This is a genomic window from Paenarthrobacter sp. CCNWLY172 (assembly GCF_037402035.1).
Classification (GTDB): Bacteria; Actinomycetota; Actinomycetes; order Actinomycetales; family Micrococcaceae; genus Arthrobacter.
This window is the reverse complement of the sequence record NZ_JBBEGB010000002.1, coordinates 212,885-229,493: the sequence shown is the minus strand read 5'-3', so window position 1 is coordinate 229,493 and position 16,609 is coordinate 212,885. Positions and strand designations below refer to the sequence as shown.

12 protein-coding genes are annotated in these 16,609 nt (G+C 64.2%); 5 read left to right on the top strand and 7 right to left on the bottom strand.

What is annotated here, in order from left to right; translation table 11 throughout:
* Nucleotides 1-92 precede the first annotated feature (92 nt).
* The gene (locus tag WBN73_RS03820; protein WP_280627520.1) at nucleotides 93-896 is read right to left on the bottom strand and encodes an RDD family protein; all 804 of its coding nucleotides are present in this window, start codon (nucleotides 894-896) and stop codon (nucleotides 93-95) included.
* 108 nt (nucleotides 897-1,004) lie between these two features.
* Between WBN73_RS03820 and WBN73_RS03815 the strand changes: the two genes are divergently transcribed.
* Both WBN73_RS03815 and WBN73_RS03810 read left to right on the top strand, forming a co-directional pair.
* Nucleotides 1,005-1,997 (top strand): stage II sporulation protein M, encoded by a 993-nt coding sequence (locus WBN73_RS03815; RefSeq protein ID WP_337339544.1) that lies wholly within the window; start codon nucleotides 1,005-1,007, stop codon nucleotides 1,995-1,997.
* 139 nt (nucleotides 1,998-2,136) lie between these two features.
* On the top strand, nucleotides 2,137-3,246 hold the full coding sequence (locus tag WBN73_RS03810; RefSeq protein ID WP_337339545.1) for a TIGR01906 family membrane protein: 1,110 nt from the start codon (nucleotides 2,137-2,139) through the stop codon (nucleotides 3,244-3,246).
* Here the strand turns inward: WBN73_RS03810 and WBN73_RS03805 are convergent.
* The 3 genes from WBN73_RS03805 to WBN73_RS03795 all read right to left on the bottom strand — a co-directional run bounded on the left by WBN73_RS03805 (nucleotide 3,243) and on the right by WBN73_RS03795 (nucleotide 7,397).
* Complete coding sequence (locus tag WBN73_RS03805) at nucleotides 3,243-3,734, bottom strand: hypothetical protein (protein ID WP_337339546.1); 492 nt, start codon at nucleotides 3,732-3,734, stop codon at nucleotides 3,243-3,245. The two genes, WBN73_RS03810 and WBN73_RS03805, sit on opposite strands and share 4 nt — an antisense overlap.
* Before the next feature lie 155 nt (nucleotides 3,735-3,889).
* Nucleotides 3,890-5,722: an AMP-dependent synthetase/ligase gene (locus WBN73_RS03800; RefSeq protein ID WP_337339547.1), complete on the bottom strand. Its 1,833-nt coding sequence runs from the start codon at nucleotides 5,720-5,722 to the stop codon at nucleotides 3,890-3,892.
* A gap of 10 nt (nucleotides 5,723-5,732) precedes the next feature.
* Nucleotides 5,733-7,397, bottom strand: coding sequence for a dolichyl-phosphate-mannose--protein mannosyltransferase (locus tag WBN73_RS03795; RefSeq protein WP_443193246.1), 1,665 nt, complete (start codon nucleotides 7,395-7,397; stop codon nucleotides 5,733-5,735).
* Nucleotides 7,398-7,675: 278 nt separating this feature from the next.
* Here WBN73_RS03795 and rsmI point away from each other — a divergent pair, with 278 nt between their 5' ends.
* Nucleotides 7,676-8,551, top strand: a complete 876-nt coding sequence (gene rsmI, locus WBN73_RS03790) for a 16S rRNA (cytidine(1402)-2'-O)-methyltransferase (protein ID WP_242703619.1) — start codon at nucleotides 7,676-7,678, stop codon at nucleotides 8,549-8,551.
* Nucleotides 8,552-8,711: 160 nt separating this feature from the next.
* Nucleotides 8,712-10,193, top strand: coding sequence for an NAD-dependent succinate-semialdehyde dehydrogenase (locus tag WBN73_RS03785; protein ID WP_026542786.1), 1,482 nt, complete (start codon nucleotides 8,712-8,714; stop codon nucleotides 10,191-10,193).
* 117 nt (nucleotides 10,194-10,310) lie between these two features.
* On the opposite strand, the gene WBN73_RS03780 is transcribed toward WBN73_RS03785, so the two are convergent.
* Genes WBN73_RS03780 through WBN73_RS03770 form a run of 3 tightly spaced genes read right to left on the bottom strand, consistent with a single transcriptional unit; the run spans nucleotide 10,311 to nucleotide 15,334 of the window.
* Nucleotides 10,311-12,812, bottom strand: a complete 2,502-nt coding sequence (locus WBN73_RS03780) for a transglutaminase TgpA family protein (protein WP_337339549.1) — start codon at nucleotides 12,810-12,812, stop codon at nucleotides 10,311-10,313.
* A complete protein-coding gene (locus tag WBN73_RS03775; RefSeq protein ID WP_337339550.1) occupies nucleotides 12,809-14,236 on the bottom strand; it encodes a DUF58 domain-containing protein in 1,428 nt (475 codons plus the stop codon). The genes WBN73_RS03780 and WBN73_RS03775 overlap by 4 nt, the downstream gene beginning before the upstream one ends.
* A gap of 9 nt (nucleotides 14,237-14,245) precedes the next feature.
* Nucleotides 14,246-15,334, bottom strand: a complete 1,089-nt coding sequence (locus WBN73_RS03770; protein WP_207596828.1) for an AAA family ATPase — start codon at nucleotides 15,332-15,334, stop codon at nucleotides 14,246-14,248.
* A gap of 197 nt (nucleotides 15,335-15,531) precedes the next feature.
* On the opposite strand from WBN73_RS03770, the gene WBN73_RS03765 reads away from it, so the two are divergent.
* A complete protein-coding gene (locus WBN73_RS03765; protein ID WP_337339551.1) occupies nucleotides 15,532-16,419 on the top strand; it encodes a TatD family hydrolase in 888 nt (295 codons plus the stop codon).
* Nucleotides 16,420-16,609 lie beyond the last annotated feature (190 nt).

Here is a 16,609-nt window from a genome sequence, read left to right as displayed (position 1 = left end):
CGGGGGGCCGGCGTCCGGCAGCCTGGGTTCAAGCGAGGAACGAGCAAGCAGGCAGAGGACGGCGGCCCCCCGCCGCCAGCCGGTGGCAGGCACTAAACGTCAGTGAACGGCAGCTTTTGTAGTCGCTCACCGACGGTCGCGTTCCGCTGCTCCGCTTGGCGCAGCCGCACAAGTTCGCGGTTGCGTCGTTCCCCGAGGACGGCCCCGATGTAGTCCTCGGCGATGGTCCCGGAGGGCGGGAGAGGGGCCACGTATTTGGCCAGTTCGGAGGCGATGGCCGTGGCCATGGCGACCCGGGATTCCGGGGACATGAGGTAGGCCTGCTGCACGAAGGTACCGGCCCTTCGTGCAGTGGCGTCCGGGACCCTGCCGATGTCCGCCATGGCGGCCCAGGCCTGGAGGTAGTGCGGTGCCACCGGCATGATGCGCGGTTTTGAGGGAACCCGCTGGCGGAGTGAGTAAGTGCCGGCCACGATGTCGCCAAGGCGCTTGGATTTGTCGTTGAACAGTGCCACGCCGATCGCGAGGCCGCCGAAGGTCAGATAGATCTCAAGGACGCCAAGAAGCCCCCGGATGACGGCGTGCCGGAAGCGGATGGAACCGCCGTCGTCGCGCACTATGCGAAGTCCTGTTGCGAGCTTTCCCAGGGATCGTCCACGGGTGAGGGTTTCCACGGCGACGGGAACAATGACGATGGAGAACACAACGCTGCTGAGGATCAGTGCGCGGATCGCGGCGTCGTCGAGGTCCTCTGATGCCATGCCGATGAGGATGATCAGGAGTATCGCGAGGGCTACCTGCGAGATGATGTCGAGGATGAGTCCCAGCGCGCGGGCAGCAAAGGATGCCGGTCGCAGTTCGAGGACTACTGCCTCGCCTGTGATGATTGAACTCATGCCCAGCCCCCATGCCTCGCAAACGCTGCGGACGCTTGGCGTGCCCGCATCACCGAGTCTAGCGGCGGGACCCACCCCGTGCGTGGACTGAGGCGCTAGGGTGGTGCCGTGGACATCGACGCCTTCTCGGCCGTACATGGGGACAAATGGTCCAGGCTTCATTTTCTTGCGCATAAGCGCCGTCTCACGGGAGCCGAAGCCGATGAGTTGTTGCGGCTCTACCAGACGGTATCGGGGCATTTGTCCCTGATCCGCTCGGTGGCTCCGGAGACAGCGTTGTCCGCCACGCTGTCCGCAGGGCTGGCACAGGCCCGGACCCGGTTCACGGGGGCGCGCTCGAATTTCATGGAGGACCTGGCCCGGTTCTTCGTCATCGCCTTACCCGCGGCGTTCTACCGGATCCGCTGGTTGACCCTGTGGTGCGGACTGGCTTTCGTGGTGGTGGCAGGGGCGTACGCCCTGTGGATTGGAACGTCGGCGGAGGCGCTGAGGGCGGTGGGCAGTGATGCCAGGATCCAGCAGTATGTGGACGAAGACTTCATCGACTACTACTCGGAGAACCCGGCTGCCTCGTTTGCCGGCGCCGTGTGGACCAACAACGCTTGGATTTCTGCCCAGGCCGTGGCATTCGGAGTCACCGGATTTTGGGTGCCGTACATCCTGTTCATGAATGCCCAAGGCCTGGGCATTGCCGCGGGACTCTTCCTGGCGACGGGGAAGATGGATGTCTTCTTCAGCTACATCCTTCCGCATGGACTGATGGAACTGACGGCAGTGTTCATCGCCTGCGCAGCGGGCCTTAAAATCTTCTGGGCCATGGTGCGGCCGGGGCCCCGCACACGGCTGCAGGCTGTGGCTGACGAGGGGCGTTCCCTGATCACGATTGCGCTGGGGTTGGTGTTGGTCCTGCTCGTTTCCGGAATGGTGGAGGGATTCGTGACGCCCAGTCCGCTGCCCGTGTGGGCGAAGATCACCATCGGAGCCTTGGTTCTGGCCGGATATTGGGTCTACACGTTGGTGCTCGGTGGCAGGGCCGCCCGGACCGGTGTTACCGGGGACCTGGACGCGAACGACGCCGGATATCGCAGCATCGCTGCGTAGACCTTACAGTTACGTTTCGATCTGGGCGCACCCGGGGTGGCACAGCGTGTCGGCGTAAGGCCGGACGGTAGGCTCGAATGCAGACAAGAGAGCCGGCAGTACGCATTCGCCGGTGGATGCCTACGGAAGTGAAACCGCTGTGAGCGACAAGAGCCCAAAACCACAAGAACCGGACACGGACGTCCACGAGGACCCCAACGAACCGGCCTTCGACTGGATGAAGCCGAAGACCTCCGGTGGTGCCTCTGCAGTGGCTCCCGCGACGCCCGCCGGCGGGCAGCCTGAAAGCCGCGCCCACCGGAAAGCTGCAGAAGCGGCCGACGTCGAGCCGGAACCCCCGCTGTTCGCTGACACTCTTGCGGGCAACTCCGCTGAGAAGCAGGAGTCGCACTATTCGGAACCTTTGCCGACGTCGGCCCTTCAGGTCCGACCGCCGGAAGACGAAGTGGCCCGACGCAACGCGGAACGTGAGCAAGCCGCAAAGGTGAAGCCAATCGGACCGCGGGTTTTCCAGGTCCTGTTGGCCGTCTTCTACCCGGTGATCCTCCTGGTGCTCGCCGTTCGGGCGGTCACCAGCCCCCTGTTCCTGTGGGTGGAGTACAACCGGCCGGGTTTCCCGGGCGACGGCTATGGTTTCAGCACTGATGACCGTATGACCTACGGCTCGTACGCCGTGGACTACCTCAGCAACTGGGCAGGTCCCCGCTACCTGGGTGGCTTGGTCCACCAGGACGGTGCCAAGCTCTTCAAGGACAGCGAAGTGGCGCACATGGCTGACGTCAAGCTGGTCATCCTGTCGTCCTTCGGTGCAGGCTTGCTCCTCATCATCCTCAGCATCATCGCCGTCCTGTACCTGCGGAAGCGCAGCAACGGCGGAATCCGTCGAGGACTCTTTGCCGGATCCATCGTCACACTGGTCATCATCATTGGCCTCGCTGTCCTGGCGGCATTGAGCTGGCAGCAGTTCTTCACCGAGTTCCACCGGATCTTCTTCGCCAATGGAACCTGGACGTTCTCGCTGGAAGACACCCTCATCCGGCTCTTCCCGGGACAGTTCTGGATAGACGCGGGCATCGTCATCGGCGCGCTGGTCTTCCTCGTGGCGACGGTGACGTTCATCTTCACGTGGCCCACCAAGCGGCGTCGGGGTGCTGACACAACGGTTGACCAAGCCGAGGTCTCGGACGATGACGCTGTTACAGATGAAGCGGACAACCTCAGCAGAGAATCAGCTGACGCCAAGCGCTAGGGGAGCCGGCTCCACGGCGTGCACTGTGGGGGCGCCAGAACACGAACAAGCTGCTCAGGGCGATCTGTGCTGGCGATGACGGTCTTGCCGTTTTTCAACTCGATTTTGATCTCGGGACCGCCGACGAGGTACCCGACCATGCCGGGCCCCATGTATCGGAATCCGTACCCACTGGGTCCGGCCGCGTTGTCCGTGGTCAACGTCGCGATTTCATCCTTGGGCAATGTCCGTTTGAAGATGTCGCAGAAGGCGATCACGATGTTCTGCGAGTCGACCTTGACGGTGACAGTCATGAAGGCGATGAATGAACCAGCTGCGGTGGTGACCCGCGGTGCGAAGAGCACTTCCGGTGTGTTGTTCAGGACGATCAGCACGAACAGCACCGGGCCCAGCGCAACCATCGTGAAACCCATGATTCGCGGTACCAAGGTAGACCGGACACGCGAGTAGTAGAGCGCCGGTGTCGGTATGCCTGATGGTGTTGCCATGGGTTCCCCTTTGAACGTTTGGTTCGTGAGGAAAACGCTACGTGGACAACGACGGCACCTAGGCAGGGACCGGCCTATCTAGGTGGTGATTACGGCCGAATTAGTTGCTGGATAGGTAGCACAGGTGGTGAATAGAGGCGGCCTAGGTGGAGGGACTACTTCTCGAAAAGTTTTTCCACAACTGAAGAGAAATCGTCAACCACAGCTGCCCGCTTGAGCTTGAGCGACGGCGTCAGGTGTCCGGATTCGACGGTGAGCTCCGCCGTGATGAAGGCAAACTTCTTGATCGACTCGGCTGCGGAGACCAGTTTGTTGGCCTCATCCACGGCGGATTGAACAGCCGCCTTCACCCGGTCGTCGCTGGCCGCTTCCGCAGGTGACAAAGCACCTACCTTGTTCTCGGCGCACCAGTCGGCAAGTCCCTCGGGATCGAGGCTCACCAGTGCCGCGACGAAGGGGCGGCCATCGCCCACCACTAATGCCTGACCCACCAGAGGGTGCTCGCGGAGCTTCTCCTCCAAAGGTGCGGGGGCCACGTTCTTGCCACCGGCAGTGACCAGGAGGTCCTTCTTCCTGCCGGTGATGGTCAGGAAGCCGTCGGCGTCGAGTTCGCCGAGGTCGCCGGTACGGAAGAAGCCATCAACAAACGCAGCTTCGGTGGCCGCTTTATTGGCGTGGTAGCCCTTGAAGACGCCAATGCCCTTGACCAGCACCTCCCCGTCCTGGGCCACACGGATGGTGGTGCCGGGGAGGGGAATCCCGACAGTACCGATCCGGGACATGCTGGGCGTATTGACGGTGCACGGTGCGGTGGTCTCCGTCAGGCCGTAGCCCTCCAGTACGGGGACGCCGGCGCCATGGAAGAAATGGTTGTCCCGCAGGCTGAGGGGGCCCGCCCCGGAAACCGTGTAGCGCACATTACCGCCGAAAACCTCACGGACCTTGGGATAGAGAAGCTTGTTGAACGCGGTGTGCTTCATGCCCAAAAGCCATCCCGGACCGGGTCCCTGCCCACGCGCGGCGAGGTCCACCGCCGTCGAATACTCCACAGCGGTTGCCGAGGCAGCGGAGAAGAGCGCCGACTTTCCGCTCATGGCGGCTTTGTGCCCGGCGCCGGCGTAGACCTTTTCAAAGATGCGCGGCACAGCGAGCAGGAAGGTGGGCTTAAAAGTACTGAGGTCTGCCATCAGCCCATTGGCACCCGCGCTGTGGCCGAGCGTGATGCCCGCGGTGAGGCACACCACCTGGACTGCCCTGGCGAGTACGTGCGCCAACGGCAGGAACATCAGCGTCCGCGCTCCCTGCTGCATCAGCAGCTCGGGAAGGAACGGGATGACGTTCCGTGCCACCAGGACAAAGTTGCCGTGGGTGATTTCGCAGCCTTTGGGCTTGCCAGTGGTTCCGGAGGTGTAGACGATCGAGGCGATGTCGGCGAGATTCGCTGCGCTGCGCTGGCGCTCCAGCTCGGCGTCCATGACGCCAACCCCGACGGCGGAGACGCTGGTCAGGTTGGGGGCGTCGCCGTCGTGCTCCATCCGCATGATCGCCACGGGATCTTCCCCGAGTGCAGTGGACCGGTTCACCAGGGCGTGGACGAGATCTGCTTTGGCCGTGTCCTCCACGAAGATGCGCCGGGCGCCTGAATCGGCCAGGATCCACTCGATCTGGCTCGGGGACGACGTCTCGTAAATGGGCACCGTCACGCCGCCGGCCATCCAGATGGCGAAGTCCACCAACGTCCACTCGAAGCTGGACCGGGAGAGGACCGCTACGGGGTCGCCGGGATTGAGGCCTCCGGCGATCAGTCCTTTGGCGAGGGCACTGACATCGGCGAGGAACCTGGCTGCGGATACATTCAGCCAACCGTTCGCCGTCTTGTGGGCGTACAGGATGCCGAACGGATCCTTGGCACAGCGTTCCAGGAGGAGGTCAGTCACATTGCTGTCAGGATGGGCCTCGACCAGAAGCTCCGTGCTGGCTTCCCTCACTGCTTGCCTCCTAAATCCACGATGGCATCCACATTCTCATCCGCCACTCCTGGTAGCTGATGACCTCTGCGGTCAGGACCGGATAGAAGAACGCCGTTGCCAGGACCGCCAGTACCAGGACCAGGCCCACCACATAGAGCCCGGACCGTCGCCGCCAAGGGGGATCACTGCTTCGGCCGAGCACCAAGCCCAGGACGTAGGTCAGGCCAAGCACCAGGAACGGTTCGAAGGACACAGCGTAGAAGATGAACATGGTGCGTTCCGGATACATGAACCACGGAAGGTATCCGGCGGCAACTCCGGCGAGGATGGCACCTGCGCGCCAATCCCGCCTGCCGGCCCACCAGAACAGCAAGATGACCAGGGCGATGGTTCCGCCCCACCACACCACTGGATTACCCACCGGCAGGATGGCCGAGGAACAGGTCTCCACCACGCAGCCAGGAGTGCCCTGCTTGGGTGTTTGGTAATAGAACGAGGTAGGCCGGCCCATGAGGAGCCAGGTCCACGGGCTGGACTCATACGGGTGGTCCGAGCTGAGGCCCTGATGGAACTTGTACGCCTCAAGGTGGTAGTGCGCCAGGGACCGCACGGAATTGGGCAGCCAATCCCAACCCGCTGAGGGGTTCGTGGCGGCCCATTGACGGTAGTAGGCGTCCTTGGAGAGGAACCACCCCGTCCACGTTGCCACATAGGTCAAGGCAGCCACTGGAATGATGGTGACGAAGGCAAACAGGCCGTCCTTGAGGATTCCTGCGCTGAACCAACTGCGGATGCCGGCAATGCGCCGGGCGCTCACGTCCCACAGGACCGTCATCAAACCGAAGGCGGCCACGAAGAACAACGCTGACCATTTGGTTCCCACAGCCAAACCAAGGCAGATCCCGGCAACCAGGCGCCACCAACGCATTCCGAGCCAAGGGCCGGCCACCAATTGAGTGGGGGATGGGCGGCTTAGCGGCGAAGCAGCCGCCTGTGCGGCGAGGCGGGAAGCCAGACGACGGCGGCCGTCGTCGCGGTCCATCAGCAGGGCGCCGAAGGCGGCGAGGATCCAGAACGCCAGGAAGACGTCCAGCAAAGCCGTCCGGGAGAGTACCAGGTGGTGGCCGTCAATGGCGAGCAGGAGTCCGGCAACGGCGCCAAGGGTGTGCGAACGGAAGAGCTTCAGGGCGATGAGGGAGACGAGGAAAACGGTCAGGGTCCCCGTCAGCGCTGCACCGAAACGCCAACCGAAGGGATTGTCACCGCCGAACAGCCACATGCCAAAGGTGATCATCCACTTGCCCACCGGCGGATGGACAACATACTCCGGGGTGTTGAGCAGGACGTTCGGGTTGCCGGCGTTGAAGGAGTCATTGGCGTTCGCGGGCCAGCTGCGCTCATAGCCGCTCAGCAAATAGGAATAGGCGTCCTTGACGTAGTACGTCTCATCGAACACCAGGCTGTGCGGGGCATCCAGCCGGAAGAACCGGAGAATGCCGCCCAGCACGGCAGTGATGGTGGGGATCAGCCAGAACCATAGACGCAACGACGCCGGGTAGTCACGCCAACTCTGGATCCCGCCGATCAGGCGCTCCCTGAGGGCCTGCGCTGTGTAAGCCTCGGTTGGCCGGGCGATCCACCGGTGGTGTTCAAGCCCGCGGCCTGGAAGGGGCGTTGCCAAGGTGTCGTCCAATGCCGCGGTGCGCCGCGAACGCGTCACGTCCCCGGTGGGCCTGGCCGATGCCTGCCTGTTGCTGTCTGCGGCGGCTGGGGCATCGGATCCACCGGTTGCAGGGGACGCCACAGGAGTTCCGGAAGTGGTGGCAGGAACGGGCGACTGGTTCACCCGCCCATGCTACCTTTCCATCCTTGTCACAGCGTTGAGGTGCGGTGTTGGAGGCACCGCGGCATTAGGCTTGGCAGGTGGACGAACAGCGCAGCACCCCGGACGAGGCTCCCTTCAGCGACGACCTGGACGAGGCAGTTCCTGCTGCCGGCGCCGGCGCAACTGCGGGGATTGGCAGGATTGTGCTTGCGGCTACCCCGATCGGAAACGTGGGCGACGCATCGTCCCGGCTGATTGAACTCCTTGCAACTGCGGACATTGTTGCCGCAGAAGACACCCGGCGTCTGCACCGGCTGGTGACGGCCTTGGGCGTGGAGGTCTCCGGACGGGTTATCAGCTACCACGAGCACAACGAGGTTGCCAAGACCGGCGAATTGCTTGACCACGTTCGCGCCGGAAAGACCATCCTCATGGTCAGCGACGCTGGAATGCCCGCCGTCTCGGACCCCGGGTTCCGTTTGGTGGAGGGCGCTGTTGCTGCGGGCCTGACCGTCACTGCCGTCCCGGGCCCGTCTGCCGTGCTGACAGCCTTGGCACTCTCCGGGCTTCCCACTGACCGTTTTTGCTTCGAAGGATTCCTGCCACGTAAGGCGGGGGAGCGGAACTCACGCCTCGCCGACCTGGCAGACGAGCGCCGCACCATGGTCTTCTTCGAGGCCCCGCACCGGCTCGAAGTGATGCTCCGGGCACTGCACGAACGATTTGGAGCCGACCGCCGCGCAGCTGTATGCCGTGAGCTGACCAAGACCTACGAGGAAGTCATCCGCGGAACGCTGCGCGAACTGCTGGAGTGGGCAGAGAACAACGAAGTCCGCGGCGAAATCGCGGTGGTGGTCGGTGGTGCGCCTGAACAAGAGCCCGGCAAACCCGAGGACCACGTGGCAGCCGTGAACCAACTCATGTCCCAAGGCATCCGGCTGAAGGAAGCCGTGGCAGCAGTGGCTGACGATGCCCGCGTCAGCAAGCGGGAGCTGTACTCGGCGGTACTCGCGGCCCGCTGATCCGTGCTGTGCACCTGCACAAATTGGCGCCTGCATGGCAGTGCGTGAAGGCGTAGACACTCCTTCTCGCGGGGCAGTACCGTGGCAGTAATTCACGCCACTTCCGGCAACGAACCCCCGTGGTGCAATTCTCCAAAGCACCCAAGACGAAGGAGTCGCCATGACTGTCACGGTTGAACGCGAAAGCGAACTGCTGGCTTCCGTCCCTACCGGCCTGCTGATCAACGGTCAGTGGCGCCCGGCCGGTTCCGGAAAGACCTTTGATGTTGAGGACCCTGCCACGGGCAAGGTCCTGCTCAGCATCTCCGACGCCGGTGCTGAAGACGGCGCCGCGGCGCTCGACGCCGCTGCTGCCGCCCAGGCTGACTGGGCACGCACCGCACCGCGCGAACGCGGCGAAATCCTGCGCCGGGCCTTTGAACTGGTCACCGAACGTGCCGAAGACTTTGCACTGCTGATGACACTGGAAATGGGCAAGCCCCTGGCCGAAGCCCGTGGTGAAGTCACCTACGGTGCCGAATTCCTGCGCTGGTTCTCCGAAGAAGCGGTCCGCGTCTCAGGCCGCTACTCCGCAGCACCCGACGGCAAGAACCGCCTCCTCGTGCAGAAGAAGCCGGTAGGTCCCTGCCTGCTGATCACCCCGTGGAACTTCCCGCTGGCCATGGCCACCCGCAAGGTAGCCCCCGCCGTCGCCGCTGGCTGCACCATGGTGCTCAAGCCCGCCAACCTGACCCCGCTGACCAGCCTGCTGTTCGCCCAGGTCATGCAGGAAGCCGGCCTGCCCGCCGGTGTCCTGAACGTCATCCAGACCTCCACCGCAGGTGCTGTCACCGGCCCCCTGATCAAGGACGACCGCCTCCGCAAGATCTCCTTCACCGGCTCCACGCCGGTGGGCCAGGCCCTGATCCGCGAAGCCGCGGACAAGGTCCTGCGCACCTCCATGGAGCTCGGTGGCAACGCCCCGTTCGTCGTCTTCGAAGACGCCGACCTGGACAAGGCCGTTGAAGGTGCCATTGCCGCCAAGATGCGCAACATGGGCGAAGCCTGCACCGCAGCCAACCGCTTCATCGTCCACGAGTCCATAGCCGACTCCTTCGCCGAGAAGTTCGCCGCCAAGATCGGCTCCCTCACCACAGCACGCGGCACCGAACCTGAGTCCAAGGTTGGCCCGCTGATCGACGGCAAGGCCCGCGACGGCGTTCACGCCCTCGTCAGCGAAGCCGTAGCAGGAGGTGCCACCGCCGTCACCGGTGGTGCCGCCGTCGACGGTCCCGGCTACTTCTACCAGCCCACCGTGCTGAAGAACGTCGCCGCCGACGCCCGCATCCTCCAGGAAGAGATCTTCGGCCCGGTAGCGCCGATCATCACCTTCTCCACCGAAGACGACGCAGTCCGCCTGGCCAACAACACCGAATACGGCCTGGTTGCCTACGTCTTCACCAAGGACCTCAACCGTGGCCTGCGCATCAGCGAACGCATCGAGACCGGCATGCTCGGCCTCAACGCCGGTGTCATCTCCAACGCCGCCGCACCGTTCGGTGGCGTCAAGCAGTCCGGCCTGGGCCGCGAAGGCGGCTCCGAAGGCATCGAAGAGTACCTCTACACCCAGTACGTAGGTATCGCGGACCCGTACGCCGACTAGGCTGCTCTTTCCACCAAAGAGCCCCGTCCGCCGCTCTCGCAACAAGAACGGCTGTGACACACAAGGGCCCGGCTCCTGGAACCACAAGTTCCAGGAGCCGGGCCCTTTGCTTTCAAGCTAGCGCCGTTGTGGAAGCACACCGCGGAGCGTCCGCCACCACCGCGCGAACCCGCGCCCAACCACCGTAGCGAGCGACCCCACGGACCGGAACGGCGCCCCGAGCGCGTGGACCCACCGGCGCATCATCGACGGCGGCAGCCAGTCCGCGCGGAAGCGCACCAACCAGCGGGCATTGTTCCGCAACGTTTCACGCACGACGGCGATCCGCGTCGCCGCAGCTGGTGTCGCCGCTGGTCCCGTCTGGCGGCCATAACGCTGCCGTTCGAAGTCCGAGGTGAGCGAGGCAACCGCCACGTGCGCGGCGTCGTCCATTCCACCCGCGTCTCCGAGGGCGGCACTGGAGCGAAGCCTGGTGGAGAAGTGCCTCGGCGTTTCGCTGGGCGTGGAGGGTAAACCGTAGTCCGTCGCCAGGTCCTGCAGTTCCGCCCACGCCAGCTCCGGGGCCGGATCCTTGTAGCCGGGCTGCAAGGCGTCGGCCTCATCCGGGGGTTTTTGGTTCAGGCGCCGCCGCCGCAGGATGGTCCTGCTCAGCCGCGGAGACCACAGGAAGGCAAGCAACAACGCCACGGCTGCTGCGGCCCCGCCGATGACCGGCAACGGGTTCGCACTGGGGGAACCGGTCGCCGGGGTTTCCACGCCAGGAAGCGGAACCGGGGCGGGCGTGGCCGGGGCCGGTGTGGTCAGGACTTCTTTCTCGTCCGCATTGGTGCTGAGGTTGCTGGGAACAGAGGTTTCCGTCGCGTAATCGGGAGGGACGCCACGGGACGGCGTCGGCTCAAACGGGACCCAACCGAGTCCTTCGAAGTACAACTCTGGCCACGCGTGCGCATCCCGGGCGTCTACCTCGTACTCAGGGAAGGATCCTTGGCCGACCAACGCCACGGACTCGCCCGTGAGCCGGCCTGGTGCGTAGCCCACGGCGATGCGGCTCGGAATACCTTCAGCCCGGGCCATGACGGCCATCGCCGAGGAGAAATGAACGCAGTAGCCGCTCTTGACGGCCAGGAAATCGGCCAGGACAGAAAGCCCGTTGCCGTCATAGCCGTTCTGCACCGGTGCCTGCAGGGAGTACGTAAATTCACCGGAGCGCAGGTACTTCTGGATAGCCAAGGCCTTGCCGTAGTTGCTCCCGGCGGACGCCGTAACGGAATCCGCCGTTTGCCTCACGATGTCAGGAAGGTTGCCCGGAATCCGGAGGAAATCCTCTGAGATGCCTTGGGGAGCCGCTGTGGCCTGGGACAGGGATTCTGCCGTGACCTTGGGTGCTCCGGAAAATACCACGTACCGTTGCGCACGCGTGGTGGTCTCGGTGCTCATGATGCTTAGTGTGGCCGGGTCCCAGGTCCAGCGCCCGTTGAGGCCGTTCACTGAGGCAGGGGCAAACGGGGCAGGAAGGTAGGGGCTGGTGAAGAGGCCGGCATTCACGGACGTCACGGTGTTGACCACTTCTGCCTGGACGGAGTAGCCCGTTTCCAGTCTGTCGGCGCCCGCGCGCCGCTGGGCCGGACGGTCGTCCGGGGCCCAGGTTTCGCCGTCGAAGTGGTCAATGGTGACGGACCTCAGGTAGAGCGGCCCGCTGGCACTCGTGGCGTAGGTAATGCGGCCCGACCCCGTGGGGCTCCGGAGGCTGTTGCCCAGGGTGATCATGGGATTGAGCCCGTTGGAAGTTCCCCACGGACTCAGCCGGGATCCCTGGGGGAAGGTCCCTGTCTCGAACCCCGGGATGGCCAGCGGAACCACCATGGCCAGGGCCAGCGCCAGGCCGCCCGTCACCAGTGAACGCCTGAACTGGCCGGCGCCCCGCCCCGAACCGGACTGGAGCCTGGCGTCAGGGGCGAACCAGTGGCTGCACCCGAGAATCAGCAGATATCCCACAGCAGCGCCGAGGAAGCCTGCAACTCCCACGCTCTGGGGTTTGATGGTGGCTGGAACCACCATGACCGCGAGGAGCCCAATGCCGCTGGCCGCCGGCATCGCCAAGGGGACTGCCAACGCGTCGATCAAAATCACCAGGAGCCCCAGGCAGGCGCACATGACGAAGACGATCCCGGCGTTGGGCGCCACAGGAGCGCTTTCGGAGACCACCGTCTCGGCAGCACGTTTGATGAGGCGTCCGACGGCGGTGAACGTCCCGGCCGTGGGGATGAAACCCGCCAGGCTTTCCTGCCGGAAGAACGTAAAGCTGAGAATCCCCGCGAGCGAGGCAAAGGAACCAAGGGTGGCCAACAGTGGCTTGGCCCGGAGTGTCCGAAGAAGAGCCAAGGTCAGCGCGACAACCAGCACCGTGGTGATCAAGGGCATGAACCAGGCCCAGCCCCTGAGGACGCCGTTCAAGGACAAGGCAGCGCCCAGAACGGCAACAACGATCGACACCGCCATGACCCAGGGGTAAGGCCCTGGCCCCGGGGTTTGCGGCCGCGGGGACCCGGACGGCTTCGGACCGGACGTTCCGCCGGGTTGGACCGGTGCGGGAGTGCCGAGGTGGGACGTCGCTGTCATCGGGGAACCGCCGCTCCACGACGGACGTCCATGGCCGACCCTGCCGCGGCCACGATTCCCCCTTCATCAAAGGAGGACCAAGCGGCCGCCAGTTGGGTCCTGGAGGTCACCACAGCCACGCGCCAACCGGCCAGGCGCAGGATCTCCAATACGTCATCATTGTTCCGGGCGGCGTCAGTGACCATCAGCGCGAAAGCATTGGCTCCGTAGGCTGCCGCGGGTGCCAGGGACCTGGCCTCAGCGGGAGTCAGCGTGCCGAGGAGCGCTAGAAGAGGGCCGCGAAGACGGTGGGCGGCGAGCTTATCCATGAGCCGGTCATCGAAGGCAGCATCGGCGGAATCAGCGGTGGCTGGGCCCGTTGCAGCGTCTGCCCTGTGGTGCTCCGCCCGGACATGCCTGGGACCGCTGAGCTCGATGGCGGCCAATCCTTCAGCGATGGCCTGCAAGCCTCCGATGCCCGAGAACTCTTCGGTATCCGGTTCCGGTGCCGAGCGCGAACGGATGAATGCCGGGCTCCCGAAAACATCCAGCACCCGCAACGAGTAATTCCACTCCGCCAGATGGGCCGCAACGGACATCGCTGCCGTCACCACCCATTCAAAACCGGGGCTGGTGACCAGGTCCGAGTCCTCGTCATGGGCTCCAAACATGGAACCTGTTCCTGCGGCAAAAGCCGTGAAGCGCTGGTCCAGGATGAGGGTGGCTTCCGGGGTAGTGACCGATTCCTCCTGGCGGACCATCAGTTGCCCGTGGCGTGCCGTAGCCGCCCAATGCACGCGGCGCATGGGATCGCCGTGCCGGTACTCACGGGTCATGATGTCGTCGTCGCTGGGGTTGGCCCTGATGCGCGTGGCGGTCACGCCATCGTTGCCGCGCGCGCCGGCAAGTCCGGTGACGGGAAGTTCGACGGCGGCCGGCGTCACGGTGAGGATGTCGCCGTCGTCGATCGCATGCCGCCGCAGCGACAAACCGAAGGGGTCACTGAACTCTGCCGTCACCGGGCCGATGCGGAACTGTCCGCGTTTGCCGGAGCGGAGATGGTATTCGTAGCGGCTGGTGCCTCCGGATGCTGAGCGGGCCGGAAAACGGAACGCCGGCGGCTCGCCGAAGCGGGGAGGCAGCTGCTCCTCCATGATCACGTGCCCTGTGGAATACGAGGACCGTGCTACCGCCAAACGAACGGTGGTGGTGCTGGCAGTTTCCACAGTGGAGGGGTTGAACTCCCGGTACACCTGGAATTTGGGCTTCAGAACCCGCACCCCGGCGAGGGCCACCATTGGCAGGAGAAGCAACAAGACCGCGAGCGTCAGGAGATCCCGCCTGCCCATGACCCAGGCACACCCCAGTGAGACGGCACCGGCCGCCAGCAATCCCCAGCCGCGGTTGGTAAATAAATGCTTGGGGAGCCGATCCACGAGCGCCATTCCTGCCTCCTAGGCGGTGTGCCTGTCCCTGCGCCACGCGTTGGGCGGTTCCTGGGCAACCGGCAGGGCGGCCAGGATGCCCCGAAGGATGCTTTGCGGCGTATCACCTGAGCTTGCCGCTTTGCGGTCCAGGATGATCCGGTGGGCGAGCACCGATTCGGTAACGTCCACTACGTCGTCCGGGAGAACAAAGTCCCGGCCGTCCAACGCGGCGGTTGCCTTGGCTGCACGCAACAGCTGCAACAAGGACCGCGGGCTGGCACCAAGGCGCAGACGGGCACTGTCGCGGGTAGCCCGCCCGATAGCCACGGTGTACTCCTTGATGGCAGTGGACACATACACCTGCTGGACGGCAGCGATCATGGCCGCGACGTCGGCGGCAGTGACCACGGGGGTCACTTTGGCCAGGGGAGAGGAAGCCTGGTGCGTCTCCAGCATTTCGATCTCGGCTTCCTTGTCGGGATAGCCCATGGAAATCCTGGCCATGAAACGGTCCCGCTGGGCTTCGGGCAGCGGGTACGTGCCCTCCATCTCAATGGGGTTCTGGGTGGCGACCACCATGAAGGGCAGGCCCAGTTGATAGGAATGTCCGTCAACGGTGACTTGATGCTCTTCCATGCACTCAAGAAGCGCGGACTGGGTCTTGGCCGAAGCCCGGTTGATTTCGTCGCCGATCACAATGTTCGCGAACACTGCACCGGGCCGGAACTCAAATTGCCGGGACGACTGGTTGTAAATGGAGACACCGGTGACATCTGACGGAAGGAGGTCCGGCGTGAACTGGATGCGGGAGACGGTACAGTCCACGGTCCGCGCCAGTGTCTTGGCCAGCAGGGTCTTGCCGACGCCGGGAACATCTTCCAGCAGGAGGTGCCCTTGGGCCAGCAGAACCGTCAACGCGAGTTTCGCGGCGTCGGCCTTGCCATCAATGACCTTGTTGATGGATCCCAGGATGCGTTCGCTGGCATCGTGGAAGCGTTCCGCATCCATGACCTGCGGCCTGTGTCCATTGAGTGCTGCACCTTCCCGCGGCAGGGTACTGTAAGCCTCGCCCTGGAACGGGGTAGGTTCAACGGATACTTGTCGCTTGGACTCCATGGATTGCCCTTCAGCCGTGGCCACTGCACCAGCAATCTTGATGACGTGTTGCTGTTCTTGACCGTCTGTCCGTTCCAGACTACCCAGACATTGGCCGCCGCTGACATAGTGCTCAGGAATTTATGTGCCGAGTGGAATTTACCTCTGCCCACCCGGCCGCTGCCTCAGGGGGACCATGGTCCGATTAAGGTGGGAGCATGTGTAATTCGCTCGCCCCTGTTGCGTACCGTGCGTCATCCGAGGATACAGATTCCCGCAAGGAATACCCGCCGGCACCTGAACCCCTCCCCGTTCCGGTCATGGACAACCACACGCACCTGGATTTCCGGCACGGACTGATCGAGGTCCCGGTCCGCGACGCGATGGACTCGGCTGAGGCCGTAGGTGTGCAAGGCGCTGTGCAGGTGGGTTGCGATTTGGAGTCGTCCCGCTTCACAGTGCAGGCAGTGGACGCGGATCCGCGCCTGCTCGGTGCCGTCGCAATCCACCCCAACGACGCCCCGGTGTACGCCGGGCGCGGTGAACTGGAGTCGGCGCTCGCAGAGATCGAAGAGCTGGCAGCCCACCCGCGGATCCGCGCCATCGGTGAAACGGGATTGGATTTCTTCCGGACCCACGGGGAAGGGCTGGTGGCCCAGCGGTACTCGTTCCGGCGCCACATCGACATCGCCAAACGGTTGGGGCTGACTTTGCAGATCCACGACCGCGACGCCCACGACGACGTGGTGCAGGTGTTGATGGAGGAAGGGGCCCCGGAGCGGGTGGTGTTCCACTGTTTCTCCGGAGACGAAGAACTGGCCCGGATCTGCAACCAGAATGGGTGGTACATGTCGTTTGCGGGCACCATGACGTTCAAGAATGCCGGGAACCTGCGCGCAGCGCTGGCCATCGCCGAACCACAGCGGATCCTGGTGGAAACCGATTCGCCGTTCTTGACGCCCCACCCGTACCGTGGGCGGCCGAACGCGAGCTACATGGTTCCTTACACCGTCCGGTCCATGGCGGAAGTGACCGGCGATGACCTCTCCGAGCTCTGTTCGCGTTTGGCGGAAAACACGCTCCAGGCCTACGGCTCATGGGCCTGAGGCGCTCCTTCGAGGCGCCTTCCCCGTGCCCGAAATGAATACCCGGTATGCAGAAGTCTTGGTTGGTTTATAACAGATCGGTTACTGTGTTAAACAAGTAGCCGGGGTCGGGGAAGGCCTTCGGACAGCTGGGCCGGTTGAATCCGGCCTTCATCAGTTGAATGTAATTGGCGGCGCAGATGCCGGCAGC